Origin of the sequence: Microcoleus sp. B9-D4 (assembly GCF_036705105.1) — a bacterium.
In the GTDB taxonomy this organism is placed as follows: Bacteria; Cyanobacteriota; Cyanobacteriia; order Cyanobacteriales; family Microcoleaceae; genus Microcoleus.
The window spans coordinates 48657-66087 of the sequence record NZ_JAUBTS010000024.1 but is presented as its reverse complement, the minus strand read 5'-3'; the positions used below and the strand labels follow the sequence as shown (position 1 = coordinate 66087).

The window sequence follows — 17431 nt, the reverse complement described above, 5'->3', positions numbered from 1 at the left end:
TCTAAAATTGTTTAATGGCGCAAGTTGTATTAGAAAATATCTACAAAAGTTTTCCTCTCCGCCAAGGAGAACAGGAAAAAGAAGCAAACACCGTCGCAGAAAGTGTCTCGCCTATAGCCGATCGCCCTGCGTCTAACAGCGTTTTGCGACGCATTAACCTGACGGTCGAAGACGGGGAATTCATGGTGCTGGTGGGGCCTTCTGGCTGCGGAAAAAGCACTTTGCTGCGATCAATCGCCGGTTTGGAAGTTTTGACGGCAGGCAATATTTGGGTGGGCGATCGGCTCCTTAACGATTTGCCTCCTAAAGACCGAGATATCGCTATGGTATTTCAAAATTATGCTCTCTATCCTCACTTAACAGTTTACGATAATCTCGCCTTTGGATTGCGTCGCTCGGAAAGGGAGAAGGAAGAAGGGAGAAGGAAGCAGGAAGAAGGAAGAAGGAAGAAGGAAGCAGGAAGAGGGAAGATACAAGGAGAAGAAGGAAGCATTCCGAAGATAGAAAAAATTAGGAATAAGGTAGAAGAGGTAATTAATGATTTAGCTTCTAATTCTTTTAAAAATCCTCTAATTTATCCTTTGTTTGAGGACTTTTTAGGACGAGCGACTCGCAAGTTGCCTCCGGGTTTGCGCTATTTATCGGAACGGGAAAAGGCTGTAGGAAAACGAGTGCGAGAGGTAGCTGAATTATTGCAAATAGAATCTCTTTTAAATCGCTTGCCGAAACAACTTTCGGGAGGGCAAAAGCAGCGGGTAGCTTTGGGTAGGGCGATGGCTAGGAATCCTGAAGTGTTTTTGATGGACGAACCGCTATCGAATCTGGATGCGAAATTGAGGGCCCAAACGAGATCGCAAATTGTGCAGTTGCAGCGACAGTTGGGAACTACAACTATTTATGTGACTCACGACCAAACTGAGGCGATGACTATGGGCGATCGGATTGCTATTATGAATAAAGGCCAGCTTCAGCAAGTAGCTCGACCTCTAGAGCTTTATAACAAGCCGGCGAATCTGTTTGTTGCGGAGTTTATCGGTTCTCCGCCGATGAATTTTTTGGCGGTGGAATTTAGTGCCCCCTTGTTGATTTCTCACCCGCAATTTCGCTTTACTTTACCCGATATTTGGGCAAAAAGTCTACAACAATATGACGGGCGAGGGCTAATTTTGGGCATTCGGCCGGAACATCTGAGCATTAACCCTCCCGCTACCAAAAATCTTTCGGTACAAGTGGAAATTGTAGAGGCTTTGGGACACGAAACTTATTTGGGGGTTTGTTTGACGGATGCTCCGGCGGTGCGGATGCAAGTGCGGGTTCCTCCTGAGCGATCGATCCGAGTTGGCGAGGAGCTTTGGTTGGCCATCGCCCATGACAAAATTCACTTGTTTGACCCTGATACCGAGTTGGCTATTTTTCCTCGTTAGGCAAAATCATCAAGGTCGATCGACCGTTGTGACCGAGGTCACGATACACAAGCTTGCATTTTTATCAAGGAATGTTATATTTATTTACATAAGCCTTACAAAAGTTAACGAAAGGAGTTCGCACTATGCAAGAACAAAAACGCAACGCTTGGAACTGGGGCTTCAGCGAAGGAGCCGAAAATTGGAACGGCCGTTTGGCGATGATTGGTTTCTCTGCCGCTGTCATCATCGAATTGGTTTCCGGTCAAGGCCTGCTTCACTTTTGGGGCGTGATGTAATTTTCTAGTTAGGGCTTTTGTGACACTGCAAAGCTTGGGAGTTCCGTTACGGACTCCCTAAATTTTGGCAGCGCGATGGGGGTGGCAAATAGCCACTTGCTCCGGGCAGTTAGGAGCACAAAATTTAACAGCTATAGCTCAAACCGGGTCGGGGGGTTTCCCCCCCAAAAGAGTGCTAATCACTCTTTCGGGTGATGCTAAACAATTACTCTAGCGGATATATTCTTTCAAGATGCTGTTCCGGTTGGGATGGCGCAACTTCCGCAGGGCTTTAGCCTCGATTTGGCGAATCCGCTCGCGGGTGACGTTAAAGATTTGACCAATTTCCTCCAAGGTCTTCATCCGTCCGTCATCTAAGCCGTAACGCAGCCGCAGTACATCTCTTTCTCGGGGGCTGAGAGTATCCAAAACGCTTTCCAAGTCTTCCCTGAGCAAGTTTTTGGAGACTTGATCTTCTGGCGTTTCCCCGTCAGATTCAATAAAGTCTCCCAGACGCGAGTCTTCCTCTTTGCCGATCGGAGTTTCTAAAGAGATGGGCAACTGTGCGGACTTAGCAATGAACCGCAACTTCTCGATCGTCATCTCCATGCGGGTAGCAATTTCTTCTTCTGTAGGCTTGCGGCCCATTTCCTGAGACAGGAGTTTGGTAGTTTTCTTGATCCGCGAAATGGTTTCGTAAAGGTGAACCGGTAGGCGGATAGTGCGGGATTGGTCGGCGATTGCCCGGGTGATGGCTTGACGTATCCACCAAGTTGCGTAGGTAGAAAACTTGTAGCCTTTTTCGTGATCGAATTTTTCAGCGGCCCGGATCAGACCCAAAGAGCCTTCCTGAATCAAATCTTGGAAAGACAAACCGCGATTCATGTATTTTTTGGCGATCGACACCACCAAACGCAGGTTAGATTGCACCATTTTTTCCTTGGCCCGACGGCCGACGTGAAGTCGGTGACGGAATGCAGGAAGTGCCATATCTACAGCATTAGCCCATTCGCTGTCTTTGGGTTCGCGGTTATACTCTTCGAGCAGTTGTTCTCGAACTCGCTCTAATTCCAGCAAATCTGCAATCTTGCGTGCTAGTTCAATCTCTTCGTCAGCTCGCAGCAGTCTAATCCGACCGATTTCTTGCAGGTAAAGACGAATAGAGTCTTCAGTATAATGCTTTTTCTTTGCCTGTGCCCGACGGCGGGCTTTGGCGCCTTTGCCAGATTTAGGGTCGTCCTCAGATTGAGAGTCTAAGAATTCTTCTCGATCGTCTTCTTCGTCGATAAAGAGCTCTAACTCGCTCTCAGGTAGAACGCTTTCGGCGCCCCGAAGCAACTCGAGTGTTTCCATTTCCGGTGTAATTGTGGTTTCGAGTACGGTGTTAGCCTGGATCATGCCGTCTTCCTCATGCTCCTGAATTAAAGAATAAATAACAGTGGAATAGTGTCTGTTTGTAGTTTAGACAAGTTAGCCAGTATTGACATTCCCGGAGGAAAAAATAGTGGGATTTTCGGTCTGCTAGCTGAATCTGTTACCGAAACTGCACCTGTTTTATGAGTCACGGTTCGAGTTCTGGTTTGAAGCAGCCAGCGCATTCAATTGATCGCAGATTTTAACATCGCGACCTTGAAGTGAGCTTGAGGCTTTTTCTTTCGGAGCGAGTTACCACATCATCTGCGATACCTTGCCCCCAGAAGCAAACCATGAAGTGCGATCGATCGCTCTTCCAAAAATACTGGCTTTTTTACTCGGTACTTCGAGCTTTTACCCGTACAAGTTTTCCTGCACGGAACCCTCTAACTTTTGTATTCGAGGTGTCGAACTTTTGATGCCTTGCTTTCACTCTGGTTGTCAGACATGACAGTTGCACGGCAAATTTTCGCCACCTTGGATGCCGGTCTGCTGCCTCAAATGCAACAGCAGAGGGTTGAAGCACCAAACGGGGAGAATCGGATCTTGCCAAGACCTTTCCGATTGTAGCCTTTCTCACAAAAAATGGAAGTTGTTTTCCATTGTTTGTCAAGAACTAGGAAAACTCTGTCAGCTTAGCTTGACAATACTAACTCATGTCCGGCTCTGCTAAATCCTGAGAACGGCCCGCAAAAACTTTGGCACGATCGAACGGCGCTGTTTTCTGCGTATATCTGGGTGAACGGCTGCGGCGTAGTTGGCCAGACAGTTAGCAGACAATTTTTGAGTTGCCCAAATTGGGACCAATACCATCCGTGTAGATACACCCATCATTACCCTGTTTCCCTGAATTGAATCATACGCAATCTGCGATTGAATAAAGCTCGTAGCTTTAGTTTTAAGTCGGCAACTCTGGATTAGAGACCGACTCTGACCCCAAATGAAGCGTTGCGGGTTGAGTAGTGCAACAGGGGCTTTCATTGTTAAGTTAGCTCAAATCTCAGAAATTGGCTTTAATTTTGACGTTAAATCACATTAAGTTCTTAACGTCACATTCTTATTTAAGCAGTTCGACACGAGTTTGTCGCGTCAGTGGCAAAAACCACCAGGATAAATTCTACTGAGAGTTAAGCCACCGCGCCACTCTCGGCTGCGGACTTCTCTAAATTTTTTGGCTTTCGGTTCGCACTTGCGCGATCGCACATTCTCACAAACCATACAATTCGACATCTCCCGGAAGTATAACTTCACGATTTCTTTAAATACATTGTGACAGTGTGAAGATTCAATAAACTTCTTCCATCAATTTTAGGTAGCATTCCCGAATTGTCTTGATAATTTCAAGCAGACGGAAAAAAAGCCACCGCCGACGTTGCTGCAACTGCCAACAGATGATAACTCTGCAAGGAAAGGAAAATTTATCCAGTTAGCGATGTGCTTGCTATGGTTAGAGAAGGCATAAGCTGCAGGATGCGCTTAAAGATGTGGAGGGGTAGGACGCTGGTGCGATGCTCAAAATTTTGTTATTATTTACAGCGTGTCATCAGAAAGCACAGAGTCGCGCTTTATCCTCTACTGGGGTTTAAATTATGTGGCTTGACCGTTAGGGGATGAAGCTATCAAGAAAAATTTCCGCTCCCGGTCTATATTGACAACCCAACGAAGGTTTACTAGAAATAATTCACCTTATTGAGAGAAAGATTTAGTAATTAATCGGGTCAATATTACCATCTCTTTATAGCGCGCGTTTGTAGTCAGGGCTTCAGTTTTTTTTATATTGCTGAATAAGCACTAAAGTCCTGACTGCGAACTTAATTTAACCGCGAGACCGATTACTGCTGATTCCGCAGGCGAGGATTCACAAACTCGTTTAATCCTTCTCCCACCAAAGACAATCCCACTACCATTAAAGTCATCGCCAAACCGGGAAACAAAGCCGTCCACCAAATGCCAGTAGGTAGCGCATCTAAAGCTAAACGCAAGTCGTGTCCCCATTCGGGAGTAGCTTCGGGAAGTCCTAATCCGAGAAATCCCAAACCTCCTAATGTTAAAATGGCATCTGCAGCGTTGAGCGCAAACAGCACTGGTACGCTCTGAATCACATTCAGAAACAGGTAGCGCGAAAGCACTGTCCAAGTGTCAGCACCCATTGCTCGCGCGGCTTCGACAAATAATTCGGTTTTGACGCTGACGGTGTGATTCCTGACGACGCGGTAGTATTGAGGGATGTAGGAAATGCTCAGGGCGATCGCAGCATTCAAAACTCCTTTCCCCACTACAAACGCTAGGGTCAAAGAAAGCAGCAGCCCGGGCAAAGTATAAATTGTATCCATTAAAAATAACAACACTCGATCGAGCTTACCGCCCAAATAACCGCTAACCAAACCCAGCGGCACACCGATAAACAAACTCAAAGCAGTGGCTAAAATTACCACTTGCCAAGCCGCGCGAGAAGCAAACAGCGTGCGCGAAAACACATCGTAGCCGCTGCGGCTAGTACCAAACCAATAATTCGCCGACGGCGGTTCGTGGATGGGGTTACTCAAAGCCTCGGTAGGATTTTGCAGCCATCCCCAAGCTTGCATAGCTGGAGACAAGGTTGCTACCAATATAAACACGGCAGTTATTGTCAAACCTGCCCACATCATTTTCATTGACAGGCTTGACGGTGAGGCACTGTTGAGAAATCGCGGCAGTCGGAGGCGGCTTTGAGCCATAATTGATAATTGGTGCGTCAGATTGGTTTTCATCAGCATATCAATATTTACCAAAAACCATAGGAAGACTTTTTAACCGCTGATATCTGCGGTTAAAAAGTCTTCGCTAATTTGCCTTTCTACAAATTACTGGCAATTAACTCGCGGTACTGGCTTTTCGGCTTAACTCCCTTGAGCTCAGTCACCAAAGCTTTGTCTTTGAAATACTGAATTGTCGGCGTACCAATCACGCCAGCATTTTCAGCAATTTCTGGATCTTCTTCGATGTCAATTTCCACGTAGTGGATTTTGCCCTCGAACTCATCTACTACTTTGCTCAAAATCGGCTTGAGGCTGTGGCAAGGCCCACAACTCGGAGAGGCATATTTGACCACAATCAGTCGATCGCTATCGTGGAACAACTTCCGCAAAGCATAACCTCCTTCGTGGCGCGTGTCTTGGATATCAAAGTTCTCGCTGGTTTTGCGTACTTTTGGAGCTTCCGGCGCTGCTGTGGGTTGCTCGGATGCCTCGGTTTGATGGAATTCCTGCGTTAAACCGTTAACTGACAGCCAACGTTCTGCCAGCATCGCCCCCATACAACCGCTACCGGCGGCGGTGATTGCTTGGCGAAACTCGTGGTCTTGCACGTCGCCGACGGCGTAAACTCCCTCGACGCTGGTTTCTACCGAACCGTGTTTGGTGGCGATATAGCCTACTTCGTCGAGTTCTAGCTGACCTTGGAACAGTTGAGTGTTGGGAGTGTGACCGATCGCGTAAAACAATCCTTTCACCAGCAAATCGCTCTCGGCGCCGGTCACGATATTTCTAAGTCTCACCCCGTCCATTTTGCCGCCCGCTTCGCCCAAAATATCCACTGCTTCGGTGTTCCAGTGCACGGTAATTTTGGGGTTGCTCAGCACTCGGTCTTGCATGGCTTTGCTGGCGCGCATTTGATCGCGCCGCACCAGCATATGTACGTGAGAGCCGTATTTTGTCAAATAAATAGATTCTTCCGCTGCGGTGTCTCCCGCGCCGATTACTGCTAAGTCTACTCCTTTAAAAATTGGGGTAGCGCCGTCGCAAATCGCACAGGCCGAAATGCCGTGACTCCAAAATACGTGTTCGCTAGGCAGCCCCAACCTTTTCGCCGTCGCGCCTGTAGCGATTACTATGGTGTGGGTTTTGATTTCTCTGTCTTCCGATCGCACTGTAAACGGACGCTTGGTCAAATCCACCGAAATTACATCTTCTGTGTATAATTCGGCACCCCAGCGCACTGCTTGAGCTTTCATCCGATCCATCAGTTGCGGCCCGGTGATGCCTTCGGGAAAGCCGGGGAAGTTTTCGACTTCTGTGGTGGTCATCAGTTGACCGCCGGGAATACCTCCCATTTGGTATCCTTCAAAGACTACGGGTTTCAGATTTGCTCTCCCGGCGTAGATTGCTGCTGTGTAGCCTGCTGGGCCTGAGCCGATAATTACTAAGTTTTCTACGGTTTGTTCGGTCATAGCTATTTATTCAAACTCATAACGACTTCGTTTTACTAATTCTAGCAGAGTTCGAGCAAGTTTGGTTTGATGCCATTGTGCGATCGACCACCTGTATCTATATCTTGAGGGTCGATCGGTCTTCGGGGCAATTCCAGCTTGTTTTATAAGCAAAAACAATCTAAAAGTCGATTTAGTTTTAAATGTTCGATCTATTTTGACCCCTCAATTCTTAATAAAATCTAAAGACGACCAAAATTATTGACTTCATTCTCAATTATTTTACCTATTTACTTGCTTTGAGGCTTGTGGTACGATTTTCACAATCCAGGGGCATTATGACTAATTTACGTTTTTGACGCTGAAAGCTTTTAAAATCGTAAAATTAACGAACTCGCAAATGTAATAAGTACAATTTTTTATGCAAAATCCGCATTTGATGGTTTAAGAATTGTAACGGAGATTTTGCCAGTTTTGACAAAATACAGTATTTGTGGTATTCAAGGTGCGATCGGGGGAAATTAGAAGGAAATTTTTAACCGCTTCGGAAGCACAGGCGGGACGCCCGTGCCACGATTAACATAGAATTTTGTAATTGTGTCTAGATGGATAAAACCAAGATATTGTTTGTGTGCAGTCAGAATAAGTGGAGAAGTTTGACTGCCGAGAAGATATGCCAGAAGGTTAGTGGCTACAGTGTACGATCGGCGGGAACGGAAAAAGGTGCAAGAATTAGAGTAACTGAGGGTTTGCTGGGGTGGGCAGATTGGATATTTGTGATGGAGAAGAAGCATGGCGATCGACTTCGCAGCAAATTTCCCGAAAGTCTCGAAGGCAAGAAAGTTATTTGCCTGCAAATCCCGGACAATTACGAATATATGGAACCGGAGTTAGTCGAGCTTTTGCAGGCGAAACTGAACCCCTATATGGAAATACCAGAGAACGAGATAAATTTTATGCAGCGAGTTTTGGAACCGGAAGTGATGGATTCCTTGGAAGAGGCGATCGAATACGATTCGATGGACTTTACTGAGGTTAATGCTGCTTTTGCTCAGAGTGCTGCGGCGTTGGGGCCGGTTTTTGGAAACGTTTTGGATGCGGGGACGGGTACGGCGAGAATTCCGATCGCCCTTTGTCAAATTCGGCCAGCATGGAAATTGACTGGCATTGATTTGTCTGCAAATATGCTGAAAGTCGGGGCCCAAAATGTGGAAAAGGCGGGCGTGCGATCGCAAATTAGTCTCGAATTAATCGATGCTAAAGCCATGCCGTATCCCGACAGTTATTTTGACATGGTGATTTCCAACAGCATTATCCACCATTTGCCCGATCCGCTGCCGTTTTTGCAGGAAGTCAAGCGGGTGTTGAAGCCGCAGGGAGCAATTTTTTTGCGGGATTTGCTGCGGCCGGAAAAAGCGGAAATCAGGGATAATTTAGTCAATCTGTATGCGGGAGATTGCAACGCGCATCAGAAACAGTTATTCAGCGATTCGTTGCAAGCAGCATTTACGCTGGATGAAGTTGAGGAGATGATCCAAAATGCCGGGTTGGATGGGTTGAGGATTTATGAATCTTCGGACAGACACTGGACGGCAGAACGTGCTTGGTGCGAGTCTTTGTAGGCACGGGACGATCGCCGGAGAAAATTTCAAAGGACAAGTGAAAAGCTCACTGTTGCAACCTCGCCATTGTTCTAGCTTTTACTTCTTGCCAAGAAATAACCGCATTGGGGTTTGTTTCGTGGTCTAGCAAGCGGCGAGATAGCTCTATCCTTTGAGATTCAGTTAATTCAAGATGTTCGGGATCGGCGCTTATGCTGTCCCATATCGCTTGTACTAAGCGAATTCTGTCATTAACGCTCAAACTAATAATTTCTGCAAGAGTACCAGCGAGATCCATAGCTTAAAAATGCGTCACAGCTAAATACTTGTCCAAATTTTATCACAAAGATTGCTGGAAAGGAGCGATCGCGCCTCCCCAGCTATCCGCCGTACCGTTGCGCGATCTGTTTGTTGTTTAATTACTGTTTTCGGGTCGGAAAAATTAGTATGATTGAACCGCGAAGACGCGAAAAACGCGAAGGAAGAGTCAGGAAGAATCAGAAGTAGATAATCTTCTCCGAGGAAGGAAGTAATATGCTTAAGCATCTTATATAAAAAATGTGCGATCGAGGTTATGCCGAAAAAGCCCGTTCCGCGACCAGAAAATGAAGAGTCGCATTTGAAGAAGCTCAGGGAAGAACTGGAGATGAGTCAGGAAGATTTGGCGCGAGAGCTTGGCGTTTCGTCGCAAACCATCAGTCGTTGGGAGTTGGGGAAGAACGTGCCGACGTTCACCGTCAAGCAGATGAAAGCTTTGGAGAAATTGCTGGCTAGCATCGGCAGGTTGATCGGCGATTTGCCAGATAATCTGTAATGGAGACCATTAAACCAGCCCACGGATAAACCCGTGGATCACTTTTTCCCATCTAAAATCTAAAATCTAAAATCTAAAATTACTCGATCGCGCCCTCGGTCTTTAGCTTGATAAAGCGAACGGTCTGCCGCTGCAATCAGGTTTTCGTGGGAAGTTTCGGGCCGAGGCAACGTACTCGCTACCCCCAAACTCAGCGTCACGAAAGAACACACCGCTGAATTAATGTGTTCGATTTCTAGTTCTTTTACCCAAACTCGAATTTGCTCTGCAATCCAAACAGCTATTTCAGACGAAGTGCGGGGTAAAATTACCGCAAATTCTTCACCTCCGTAACGAGCTACCAGAGTCTCCCCCGAAACTGCGCCTGCTGAGTAATGTACAGCCTCAACAATAGTTTTGGCTACCTGCTGCAAGCAAGCATCTCCCGCCTGATGTCCATAAGTATCGTTGTATGTCTTAAAAAAGTCAACATCGCATAAAATCAAAGATAGTTCTGCTGCTGCTTCTCCCAATTCTTGCCATTTTTTCTCTAAGTATTCGTTAAAACAGTGGCGATTGGCAATCTGAGTTAAGCCATCTAAGTTGGCAAGGCGATACAATTTGGAATTAGCTGCTTTTAATTGAGAATTAGCTGCTTCTAACTCGGATTGCGTGAGCGATAAATTGTAATAAAGTTCGCTCATAGACCAAGTAGCTTGTTGGTGAATTTGGGATAAAGCTACCCACAGTTGATGCACGTCTAAAAGTCGGTAAACTTGAGGTTCTAACTGCACAACAATCGGCTCGTAAAGCAGTTCCGGCGGTCGCTGCACGGAGCGCTGAGCTGCCATGACAATTAAGGCTACTCCAGGTAAAATCAAAATATCGGTTTGAGCTATTTGATACAAGGCTATAATCGGTCTGCAAGCAAATATATCTACTCCGTAAGGGCGGCTCATGCGTTCCATAAATCGCCGACGCGATATCATCCCTAAAAATTCCCCATTTACGGTCAAGATAACTCCCGGAAGCAGCGGGTGAGATTGAAACAACCGAGCTACTTCTTTGGCGAGATATGAGGAGTCAACCTGAAAATTGAATAGAGCCAGATCCTTAAGGGTAGACTCTAAAGATAAATTTTGGGGTGAGTTTTCTGCCGAGTTAGACGGCTCAATAAATTCAACAGACACAGCGCAGATCCGAATAAACAATAAACCAGCAACCAAGCTACTATCAGCTATTAAATTATATAATTATTTATTTGTTACCATTGGTTGTATTATTTACTACACTATTTTTTCAGAATGGAAGAAGCGGTAGCGTGAGTTTTTGCCGTAGCTGCATTGCAGTGATTCATGCTCCGTAAATTACAGATTTATTGAATTATTCTAGATCTTTTCCTCGATTTTTGACTAGGGACTTGTTACAGCGTAAAAAAAACGATTTCGGCGCCATTCCTCAACTCATTGACCGAAAGCATCCAGGATACAAGCCCCCGTACTCATTCCTTCGCAGACTCAGGACCCAGAAATAAAAAACCTGTATCCGATAAACAAGTCCCCCGAATTTATCCCTGGGGTCAATTCTTCAATCTAAAATCTAAAATCTAAAATCTAAAATCGATTGACGGTGCACAAAAACTCAAAAAACCAGGTTTTTAAACCGGGGTCGAGGCTGTAACGAGGTTTTGGGTAAAAAAACTCGGTGTCGGCCCCTGTCCTCAACTCAAAACTCAAAACTCAAAACTCCCTCACCACCCCCAAGTTCCTGGCCCTCCCTTAAACGGGCCGACAATATCTTTGGTAATCCAGCCGCCGTAAAAATCCCCTGGTTGAGATTGCACTAATTCCCCGTCTACATAACAGGCATCCATTTTGCTTGGATAAAAAGCCACATAATCTTTAATAGCTGCAAAAACCTGATTAGGATTGGGATAAAACCAAGCAGCATTTACTACTTCTTTCGACTCTACGGTCACAGTGTAATAACCGGCTTGTCCCTTCCACTCGCACCAAGAACCCCGTAAAGTTTTGTGCAAATATTCCATTTTGATGTCATCGGGGCAGATATAGTAGGCAGGAGGGTGACTGGTCTCCAATACCCGCTGAGGACGGCGCGTGTCGGCGATCGTCACTGCATTAAAAATTATCTGTACGTGTTTGGTCGATTCCTCAAGCCGAGGGGGACGCGGGTAATCCCAAACAGACTCTTGACCAGGGCCGGGCTCTATTCGATCGAAGTTCATGTGCACCATCTCCCCTCCAAAAAAACAATTAGCGACTTAGCATTACAAATTAATGTACCCTTAATCGAGTCGCTGCTTCAGAGCAAACCAGCTTTTCTCAACTCTTTGTAATATGAGTATTCGCGGTATAGATGTTTCCGACTACCAGCCCAATGTCAATTGGCAAGCAGTTGCCAGGGATGGTATTACCTTCAGTTTTGTCAAATCGACCGAAGGTGCAACCTTCGTTGCCCAAACTTTCGCTCGCAATTGGGCGGCGATGAAAGCGGCGGGGATTCAACGCGGTGCTTACCACTTTTTTCAACCTGCAAGCAGCATTCAAGGACAAATAGATTTGTTCTTGAAAACTGTAAAACTAGAACCGGGGGATTTGCCGCCAGTCTTGGATGTCGAAACTACAGGCGATTTGAGTGTGGATCAATTGTGCGATCGAGCCGCAATTTGGTTAGAAGCAGTTGAAAAAGCCACCTTGATGCGGCCGATTATCTACACTTACCCCGCTTTCTGGGATAATCTGGGGACAAAACGGTTTGCCGATTACCCACTGTGGATTGCTCACTATACCAATGCTGAGGAACCTTGGGTTCCCGGCGGCTGGAAAACTTGGACTTTTTGGCAATACAGCGACAGCGGCAGCGTCTCCGGCGTATCGAGCAATGTAGACACCAATATTTTTGAAAGCGTCCGAGAAGGCGCCATAAGTTATAAAGTTGCAGACATCCAGAGGGAATTAAGAATTAAAGGTTTTTATCAAGGCGCGATGGACGGTAAATTTGGAGCTACCACCACAGCGGCCCTCATCTCGTTTCAGAAATCTCAAGGTCTCAATCCAGACGGCATTGCAGGCCTCAAAATCTGGGCCGCTTTGATGCGAAAATCTCCCAAAGTAGTTGTCCCCCCTCCAGCCCCGACACCAGTCCCGCAGCCGACTCCCACTCCCATATCAGACGTGCGGCTGACTCAGATATTTTCGTCTTATCAAGCTAAGGCTAGCCAAGATACTGCCTTAATTTGGCTGCAAAGTCAGGTTCCTCCCTCTGTTTTAGGGGCATTTGCTCAAAAATGGCGGGCAACTACCTTACCTCAAGACAGTAATTTGCGATTGATAGATGTGGGCAAATTTTATCGCGGTTTAGCACAACAAGACCAAGCTTTAGATTGGCTGCAAAAACAAATTTCTCCGGCTATTATTACCGAGTTTGCACAAAAATGGCGCTCTCAATCTATTGTCACTAATTCTCCGATTCGGCTAATAGATGCGTGCAAATTTTATCGGGCAGCACCCCAGCAAAACCAGGCTTTAGATTGGCTGGAAGGGCGAATTTCCCCGGCCATTCTCTCGGAGTTTTTTCGCAGGTGGCAGAATGCCAGTCGATTTGAGATTTGAGATTTGAGATTGACTCTACAGATGAATCTTGCGATTTGAGATTGATTTGAGATGGAAACTCTACTCTAAAGATGAGTCTGGGGCGATCGATTAGATTTGAGATTTGAGATTTGAGATTTGAGATTTGAGATTTGAGATTGACTCTACAGATGAATCTTGGGATTTTAGAGTTTTTTAGATGGAAACTCTACTCTAAAGATGAGTCTGCGGGCGATCGATTTGAGATGTGAGCTTTTTAATTGGAAATTGACCGAAAGTATCCAGGATACAAGCCCCCAGATTGAGCCGTCCAGAAATAAAAAACCTGTATCCGATAAAGGATCCCCCGAATTTATCCGTGGGGTCAATGCTTCAAATCTCAAATCTCAAATCTCAAATCTCAAATCTCAAATCGATTGACTCCACAGATGAATCGGGAAGTTGAAAGGCTCTATAATGGGAAAGCTGGCAAATCTTGCTATTTGAGAGGTGAGATTGACAATCAAGCATCCAGGATACCCGCCACGTGATTCATTCCGAAAGCAGACTCAGGACCGGTGAAATAAAAAACCTGTATCCGATGAAACTTGCCCCCGGAATTTATCTCGCGCAAGTCAATGCTTCAATTCTTTAATCTCAAATCTCAAATCTCAAATCTCAAATCGATTGACTCCCCATCAAAATTCGTCAAACCCTCTCCCTCTGTGCCCGTATCCCATCGAAATCTCAAACATAACAGACAATCTCTCGCTTAGCTACAGCTTAGTCCCATCTTTGACGCCAAGAGAATTATCTGATAAAGTTATAGCGACTATCAAGGTTTTTTAATCTTATTGGGAAAAATCCAGGGCCGTGCCGAGTTTGTAAGCTGCGCCGAAAATAGCGCCTGCACTCCAATTACCCGCGATCGAACATTTAAAACTAAGCGGGCTGCCTGTAACAATTATATCTATGGAAATCCCCTTTAACATCACCCAGTTGATGGTCATGACCGTCATCTGTGGCATCAGTGCTCAAGTTCTGGCCGCCTATCTGAAAGTTCCGGCGATCGTCTTTTTGCTGTTGTTTGGCATTTTAGCCGGCCCAGACTGCTTGGGAGTGCTGCACCCCAATCTGCTGGGCAGCGGTTTGGAAGTTATGGTATCCCTTTGCGTAGCGTTAATTCTGTTTGAAGGCGGCTTGAATTTGGAATTGCGAGATTTGGGCAAAGTTTCCGGCAGCATCCGCAATTTAGTTACGGTAGGCACTTTAATTACGCTAATTGGCGGCGGAATGGCCGCACACTGGTTGGGGGAATTTCCCTGGCCGATCGCATTTTTGTATGCTTCTCTAGTAGTCGTCACCGGCCCGACAGTAATCGGCCCTTTGCTCAAACAAGTATCCGTTGACAAACAAGTCGCCGCCTTGCTAGAAGCTGAAGGCGTTTTAATCGATCCTGTCGGGGCAATTCTGGCAGTATTGGTGCTGAATATTATTTTGAACGGCAATGCTGATTTGCTGGTTTTGTTCCGAGATTTAATCGTGCGACTATTAGTTGGCGCAGTCATCGGAGTTGCGGGAGGTTGGCTGCTGGGATTCATTCTCAAGCGATCGCAATTTCTCTCAGAAGACCTCAAAAACTTAGTAGTTTTAGCCGGTTTGTGGGGATTTTTCGGCTTAGCAGAAGAAATCCGCAGCGAATCGGGACTGATGGCAACAGTCCTATCCGGCATCGTTCTCAGAGCCGCTGCTGTGCCGGAAGAAAGGCTGTTGAGGAGGTTTAAAGGTCAACTCACAGTCCTGGCTATTTCCATGCTGTTCGTGCTGCTGGCGGCCGATTTATCCCTCGCTAGTGTGGTCGCGCTCGGTTGGGGAAGTTTGTTTACAGTTTTAGCTTTAATGTGGGTAGTGCGGCCGATCAACGTTTGGCTGTGTACTTGGAACAGCGGACTGAATTGGCGACAGAAATTATTTGTTTGTTGGGTAGCGCCGAGGGGAATTGTCTCAGCGTCGATCGCATCTTTATTTGCAATTTTGCTCACCCAGCGGGGAATCAACGGTGGCGACTCGATTAAAGCCTTAGTTTTCCTAACAATTATTATGACAGTTTTCGTCCAGGGACTAACCGCCGGCCGGATCGCTCAACTGTTGGGCATCACCTCAAAATCGGCAACCGGTGCTGCAATTGTCGGGTCAAATCCTTTGAGCAGATTAATTGCTCGCTTGTTTCAAGAACGCGGAGAATCAGTGGCAATTATCGACACAAATCCGGAAGCTTGCGAACAAGCAGAACGAGAGGGTTTGCGGGTGTTTTTGAGCAGTGCTCTCGACCACAGCGTGTTAGAAGAAGCCGGACTGGAATCGATGGGAACTTTTTTGGCAATGACTAACAATGGCGAGGTAAACTTAGTGTTAGCTCAGCGAGCAGCCGAAGAGTTTGCACCGCCGAGAGTTTTGGCAATATTCCCCAAAGATCCGCAAACAAATACGCCTGCAAATCAGGCTAAAATCAATCAAGCTTTTGTCTCCGATTTGTCGCTGAAGGATTGGAACGAATATTTGAGCGACGGCGAAGTAAAATTGGGGGAAACTGAGTTAAAAACAGAGGGCTTGCAGTTTCAGATTGCTCACTTGCAAGCTTTGGTTCAAGCCGGGGAGTTAGCGCCGCTGCTGCTGGAAAGGCAAGGATACTTGCAAGTAGTGTCGGCGACTCAGATTTGGCAAGCAGGCGATCGAATTATTTATTTGCTGTACGATCCGACACCAAAATTGTTGAAAAGATTGTCTGGTTCGTCGCAGTCTCGTTTGACTTTGGAAAAGCATCAGGTAGTTGAAGAAGTGCCGATTCCTCCTCCGGTTTTAGAGCAGGTTTTGGAATCAGCGGAAATAGCAAATGATGCTAAAGTTTTACAGCCACCTATTTCGCGCTAAAAACAATGATTTTATGACGGCAGAAGGTTCGTATCAAGCAAACACGTACAATCTGGAGTTTGAGGGAGAAATTCAGCGGTTAAAAGCTCAAGTTCTCCTCAGTTGGGAAAAGGAAGCGCGCACTTTAAAGTGGTTCGGTTTAGCCGACGGGATGAATGTTTTGGAAGCGGGTAGCGGGCCGGGATTTTTCACAGAAAAACTGTTAGAATTGCTGCAAAACAGTGCGGTAACAGCGGTAGAAATTGACCCCGCACTGCAGGAAAAAGCAGTAGGATATTTACAGGACAAAGGGGGCGATCGAGTAAATCACGTCCAAGCGTCGGTTGCGGATACTGGTTTGGCGGCTAACACTTTTGATTTTGCGATCGCCCGTTTGCTGTTCGTTCACCTCCCAGAGCCCGTCGCAGCAGCTAGAGAAATATTCCGCATCTTGAAGCCTGGGGGAAAACTGGTGATTATTGATAGCGATGCGGATCTGTTTTGGCTGACAAATCCCCCCCTGTCAGTCCAGATTGTCAGGGAGAAATTCAAGCAGGTGATGGCATCGCGGGGCGGCAATTTATGCGTCGGGCGAAATCTGTGCCGCATTCTCAAAGAAGCTGGGTTTGTTAGCGTTGATTTAGAAGCCGTTGTCAGCCACAGCGATATCATCGGAATTGAAGCGTTCCAACCTTTACTTGACTCCGGGCCCATTTTGCAAATGGTCAAACAGGGGTTGATTTCAGAGTCGGAAATAGCCAGCTATCTGGTTTCGCAGGATGAGTTTGTCGCTGCGGGCGATCGATCGATGATAAGTTTTTGGTTGATGGCGTGCGGGGAAAAAAGCAATAAAATTAAGACACATATTTCACACAATATTGATGTCCCGTCGCAGCACAGCCTCTAGCACTCTCGCTACATTCCCAGCCAACAAAGCAAGCTTATCTAACAGTAAAACAGGGAAAAATTCAGAATAAATTATCCCCTCAGCATTAGGTTAAAGCTGCACGTATAGCTCTAGAACCGTATCATATCAAATCCGGTAGCATCGTCTGGCGGCCAATCTAGTCAACAGTAAAAAAGCACGGACGGTGCAACCGGATTTGATATAATTCATCTGCGTTAATCTGTGTTTATCTGCCTGTATCTGCGGTTAAAAAAAGAGAATGTATTAACCGCCCCGGACAAGGGATTGACGCTGATTCACGCAGAGGTCGAGAAGAGAAATAGGAATAATTCCGCTCCTAATAGATTTAA

At 46.2% G+C, this 17431-nt stretch carries 15 protein-coding genes; 7 read left to right on the top strand and 8 right to left on the bottom strand.

Annotated elements, in window-relative coordinates:
- The first annotated feature begins 14 nt into the window (after positions 1-14).
- On the top strand, positions 15-1424 hold the full coding sequence (locus QUB24_RS16550) for an ATP-binding cassette domain-containing protein (RefSeq protein WP_333154258.1): 1410 nt from the start codon (positions 15-17) through the stop codon (positions 1422-1424).
- 125 nt (positions 1425-1549) lie between these two features.
- A complete protein-coding gene (locus QUB24_RS16545) occupies positions 1550-1702 on the top strand; it encodes a high light inducible protein (protein ID WP_015179166.1) in 153 nt (50 codons plus the stop codon).
- Between the two features lie 210 nt (positions 1703-1912).
- Here the strand turns inward: QUB24_RS16545 and rpoD are convergent, their stop codons facing one another.
- The 4 genes from rpoD to trxB form a co-directional block, all read right to left on the bottom strand.
- Complete coding sequence (gene rpoD / locus QUB24_RS16540) at positions 1913-3079, bottom strand: RNA polymerase sigma factor RpoD (protein ID WP_333154257.1); 1167 nt, start codon at positions 3077-3079, stop codon at positions 1913-1915.
- Between the two features lie 1104 nt (positions 3080-4183).
- Positions 4184-4345: a hypothetical protein gene (locus QUB24_RS16535; protein ID WP_333154256.1), complete on the bottom strand. Its 162-nt coding sequence runs from the start codon at positions 4343-4345 to the stop codon at positions 4184-4186.
- Positions 4346-4926: 581 nt separating this feature from the next.
- Positions 4927-5811, bottom strand: a complete 885-nt coding sequence (locus QUB24_RS16530) for an ABC transporter permease (protein WP_333054802.1) — start codon at positions 5809-5811, stop codon at positions 4927-4929.
- Between the two features lie 119 nt (positions 5812-5930).
- Positions 5931-7301, bottom strand: a complete 1371-nt coding sequence (trxB, locus tag QUB24_RS16525) for a thioredoxin-disulfide reductase (protein ID WP_333154255.1) — start codon at positions 7299-7301, stop codon at positions 5931-5933.
- Positions 7302-7885: 584 nt separating this feature from the next.
- Here trxB and QUB24_RS16520 point away from each other — a divergent pair.
- Positions 7886-8902, top strand: a complete 1017-nt coding sequence (locus QUB24_RS16520) for a methyltransferase domain-containing protein (RefSeq protein WP_333154253.1) — start codon at positions 7886-7888, stop codon at positions 8900-8902.
- 46 nt (positions 8903-8948) lie between these two features.
- On the opposite strand, the gene QUB24_RS16515 is transcribed toward QUB24_RS16520, so the two are convergent.
- Positions 8949-9179, bottom strand: coding sequence for an addiction module protein (locus tag QUB24_RS16515; RefSeq protein WP_333104998.1), 231 nt, complete (start codon positions 9177-9179; stop codon positions 8949-8951).
- Positions 9180-9455: 276 nt separating this feature from the next.
- On the opposite strand from QUB24_RS16515, the gene QUB24_RS16510 reads away from it, so the two are divergent.
- Complete coding sequence (locus tag QUB24_RS16510) at positions 9456-9695, top strand: helix-turn-helix transcriptional regulator (protein WP_333154252.1); 240 nt, start codon at positions 9456-9458, stop codon at positions 9693-9695.
- Between the two features lie 59 nt (positions 9696-9754).
- On the opposite strand, the gene QUB24_RS16505 is transcribed toward QUB24_RS16510, so the two are convergent.
- Together QUB24_RS16505 and QUB24_RS16500 are read right to left on the bottom strand one after the other, a co-directional pair.
- Complete coding sequence (locus QUB24_RS16505; protein WP_333154250.1) at positions 9755-10864, bottom strand: diguanylate cyclase; 1110 nt, start codon at positions 10862-10864, stop codon at positions 9755-9757.
- Between the two features lie 560 nt (positions 10865-11424).
- A complete protein-coding gene (locus tag QUB24_RS16500) occupies positions 11425-11919 on the bottom strand; it encodes a DUF427 domain-containing protein (protein ID WP_333154248.1) in 495 nt (164 codons plus the stop codon).
- A gap of 112 nt (positions 11920-12031) precedes the next feature.
- Between QUB24_RS16500 and QUB24_RS16495 the strand changes: the two genes are divergently transcribed.
- A complete protein-coding gene (locus QUB24_RS16495) occupies positions 12032-13306 on the top strand; it encodes a GH25 family lysozyme (RefSeq protein WP_333154246.1) in 1275 nt (424 codons plus the stop codon).
- Positions 13307-14115: 809 nt separating this feature from the next.
- Here the strand turns inward: QUB24_RS16495 and QUB24_RS16490 are convergent.
- Positions 14116-14274, bottom strand: a complete 159-nt coding sequence (locus tag QUB24_RS16490) for a hypothetical protein (RefSeq protein ID WP_333154282.1) — start codon at positions 14272-14274, stop codon at positions 14116-14118.
- On the opposite strand from QUB24_RS16490, the gene QUB24_RS16485 reads away from it, so the two are divergent.
- Both QUB24_RS16485 and QUB24_RS16480 read left to right on the top strand, forming a co-directional pair.
- Entirely contained in the window at positions 14237-16195 is a 1959-nt protein-coding gene (locus QUB24_RS16485) for a cation:proton antiporter domain-containing protein (RefSeq protein ID WP_333154244.1), read from the top strand. The genes QUB24_RS16490 and QUB24_RS16485 overlap by 38 nt on opposite strands.
- A complete protein-coding gene (locus tag QUB24_RS16480) occupies positions 16158-17081 on the top strand; it encodes a methyltransferase domain-containing protein (RefSeq protein ID WP_333154243.1) in 924 nt (307 codons plus the stop codon). Before QUB24_RS16485 ends, QUB24_RS16480 begins: the two co-directional genes overlap by 38 nt.
- Positions 17082-17431 lie beyond the last annotated feature (350 nt).

What these genes read in the sequence shown, in the direction of transcription:
- QUB24_RS16530 (WP_333054802.1), bottom strand. Translation starts at nt 5,811, where the DNA reads ATGGCTCAAAGCCGCCTCCGACTGCCGCGATTTCTCAACAGTGCCTCA.
- rpoD (WP_333154257.1), bottom strand. Translation starts at nt 3,079, where the DNA reads ATGATCCAGGCTAACACCGTACTCGAAACCACAATTACACCGGAAATG.
- QUB24_RS16480 (WP_333154243.1), top strand. Translation starts at nt 16,158, where the DNA reads ATGATGCTAAAGTTTTACAGCCACCTATTTCGCGCTAAAAACAATGAT.
- QUB24_RS16550 (WP_333154258.1), top strand. Translation starts at nt 15, where the DNA reads ATGGCGCAAGTTGTATTAGAAAATATCTACAAAAGTTTTCCTCTCCGC.
- QUB24_RS16515 (WP_333104998.1), bottom strand. Translation starts at nt 9,179, where the DNA reads ATGGATCTCGCTGGTACTCTTGCAGAAATTATTAGTTTGAGCGTTAAT.
- QUB24_RS16520 (WP_333154253.1), top strand. Translation starts at nt 7,886, where the DNA reads ATGGATAAAACCAAGATATTGTTTGTGTGCAGTCAGAATAAGTGGAGA.
- QUB24_RS16510 (WP_333154252.1), top strand. Translation starts at nt 9,456, where the DNA reads ATGCCGAAAAAGCCCGTTCCGCGACCAGAAAATGAAGAGTCGCATTTG.
- QUB24_RS16500 (WP_333154248.1), bottom strand. Translation starts at nt 11,919, where the DNA reads ATGAACTTCGATCGAATAGAGCCCGGCCCTGGTCAAGAGTCTGTTTGG.
- QUB24_RS16495 (WP_333154246.1), top strand. Translation starts at nt 12,032, where the DNA reads ATGAGTATTCGCGGTATAGATGTTTCCGACTACCAGCCCAATGTCAAT.
- QUB24_RS16485 (WP_333154244.1), top strand. Translation starts at nt 14,237, where the DNA reads ATGGAAATCCCCTTTAACATCACCCAGTTGATGGTCATGACCGTCATC.
- QUB24_RS16490 (WP_333154282.1), bottom strand. Translation starts at nt 14,274, where the DNA reads ATGACCATCAACTGGGTGATGTTAAAGGGGATTTCCATAGATATAATT.
- QUB24_RS16545 (WP_015179166.1), top strand. Translation starts at nt 1,550, where the DNA reads ATGCAAGAACAAAAACGCAACGCTTGGAACTGGGGCTTCAGCGAAGGA.
- trxB (WP_333154255.1), bottom strand. Translation starts at nt 7,301, where the DNA reads ATGACCGAACAAACCGTAGAAAACTTAGTAATTATCGGCTCAGGCCCA.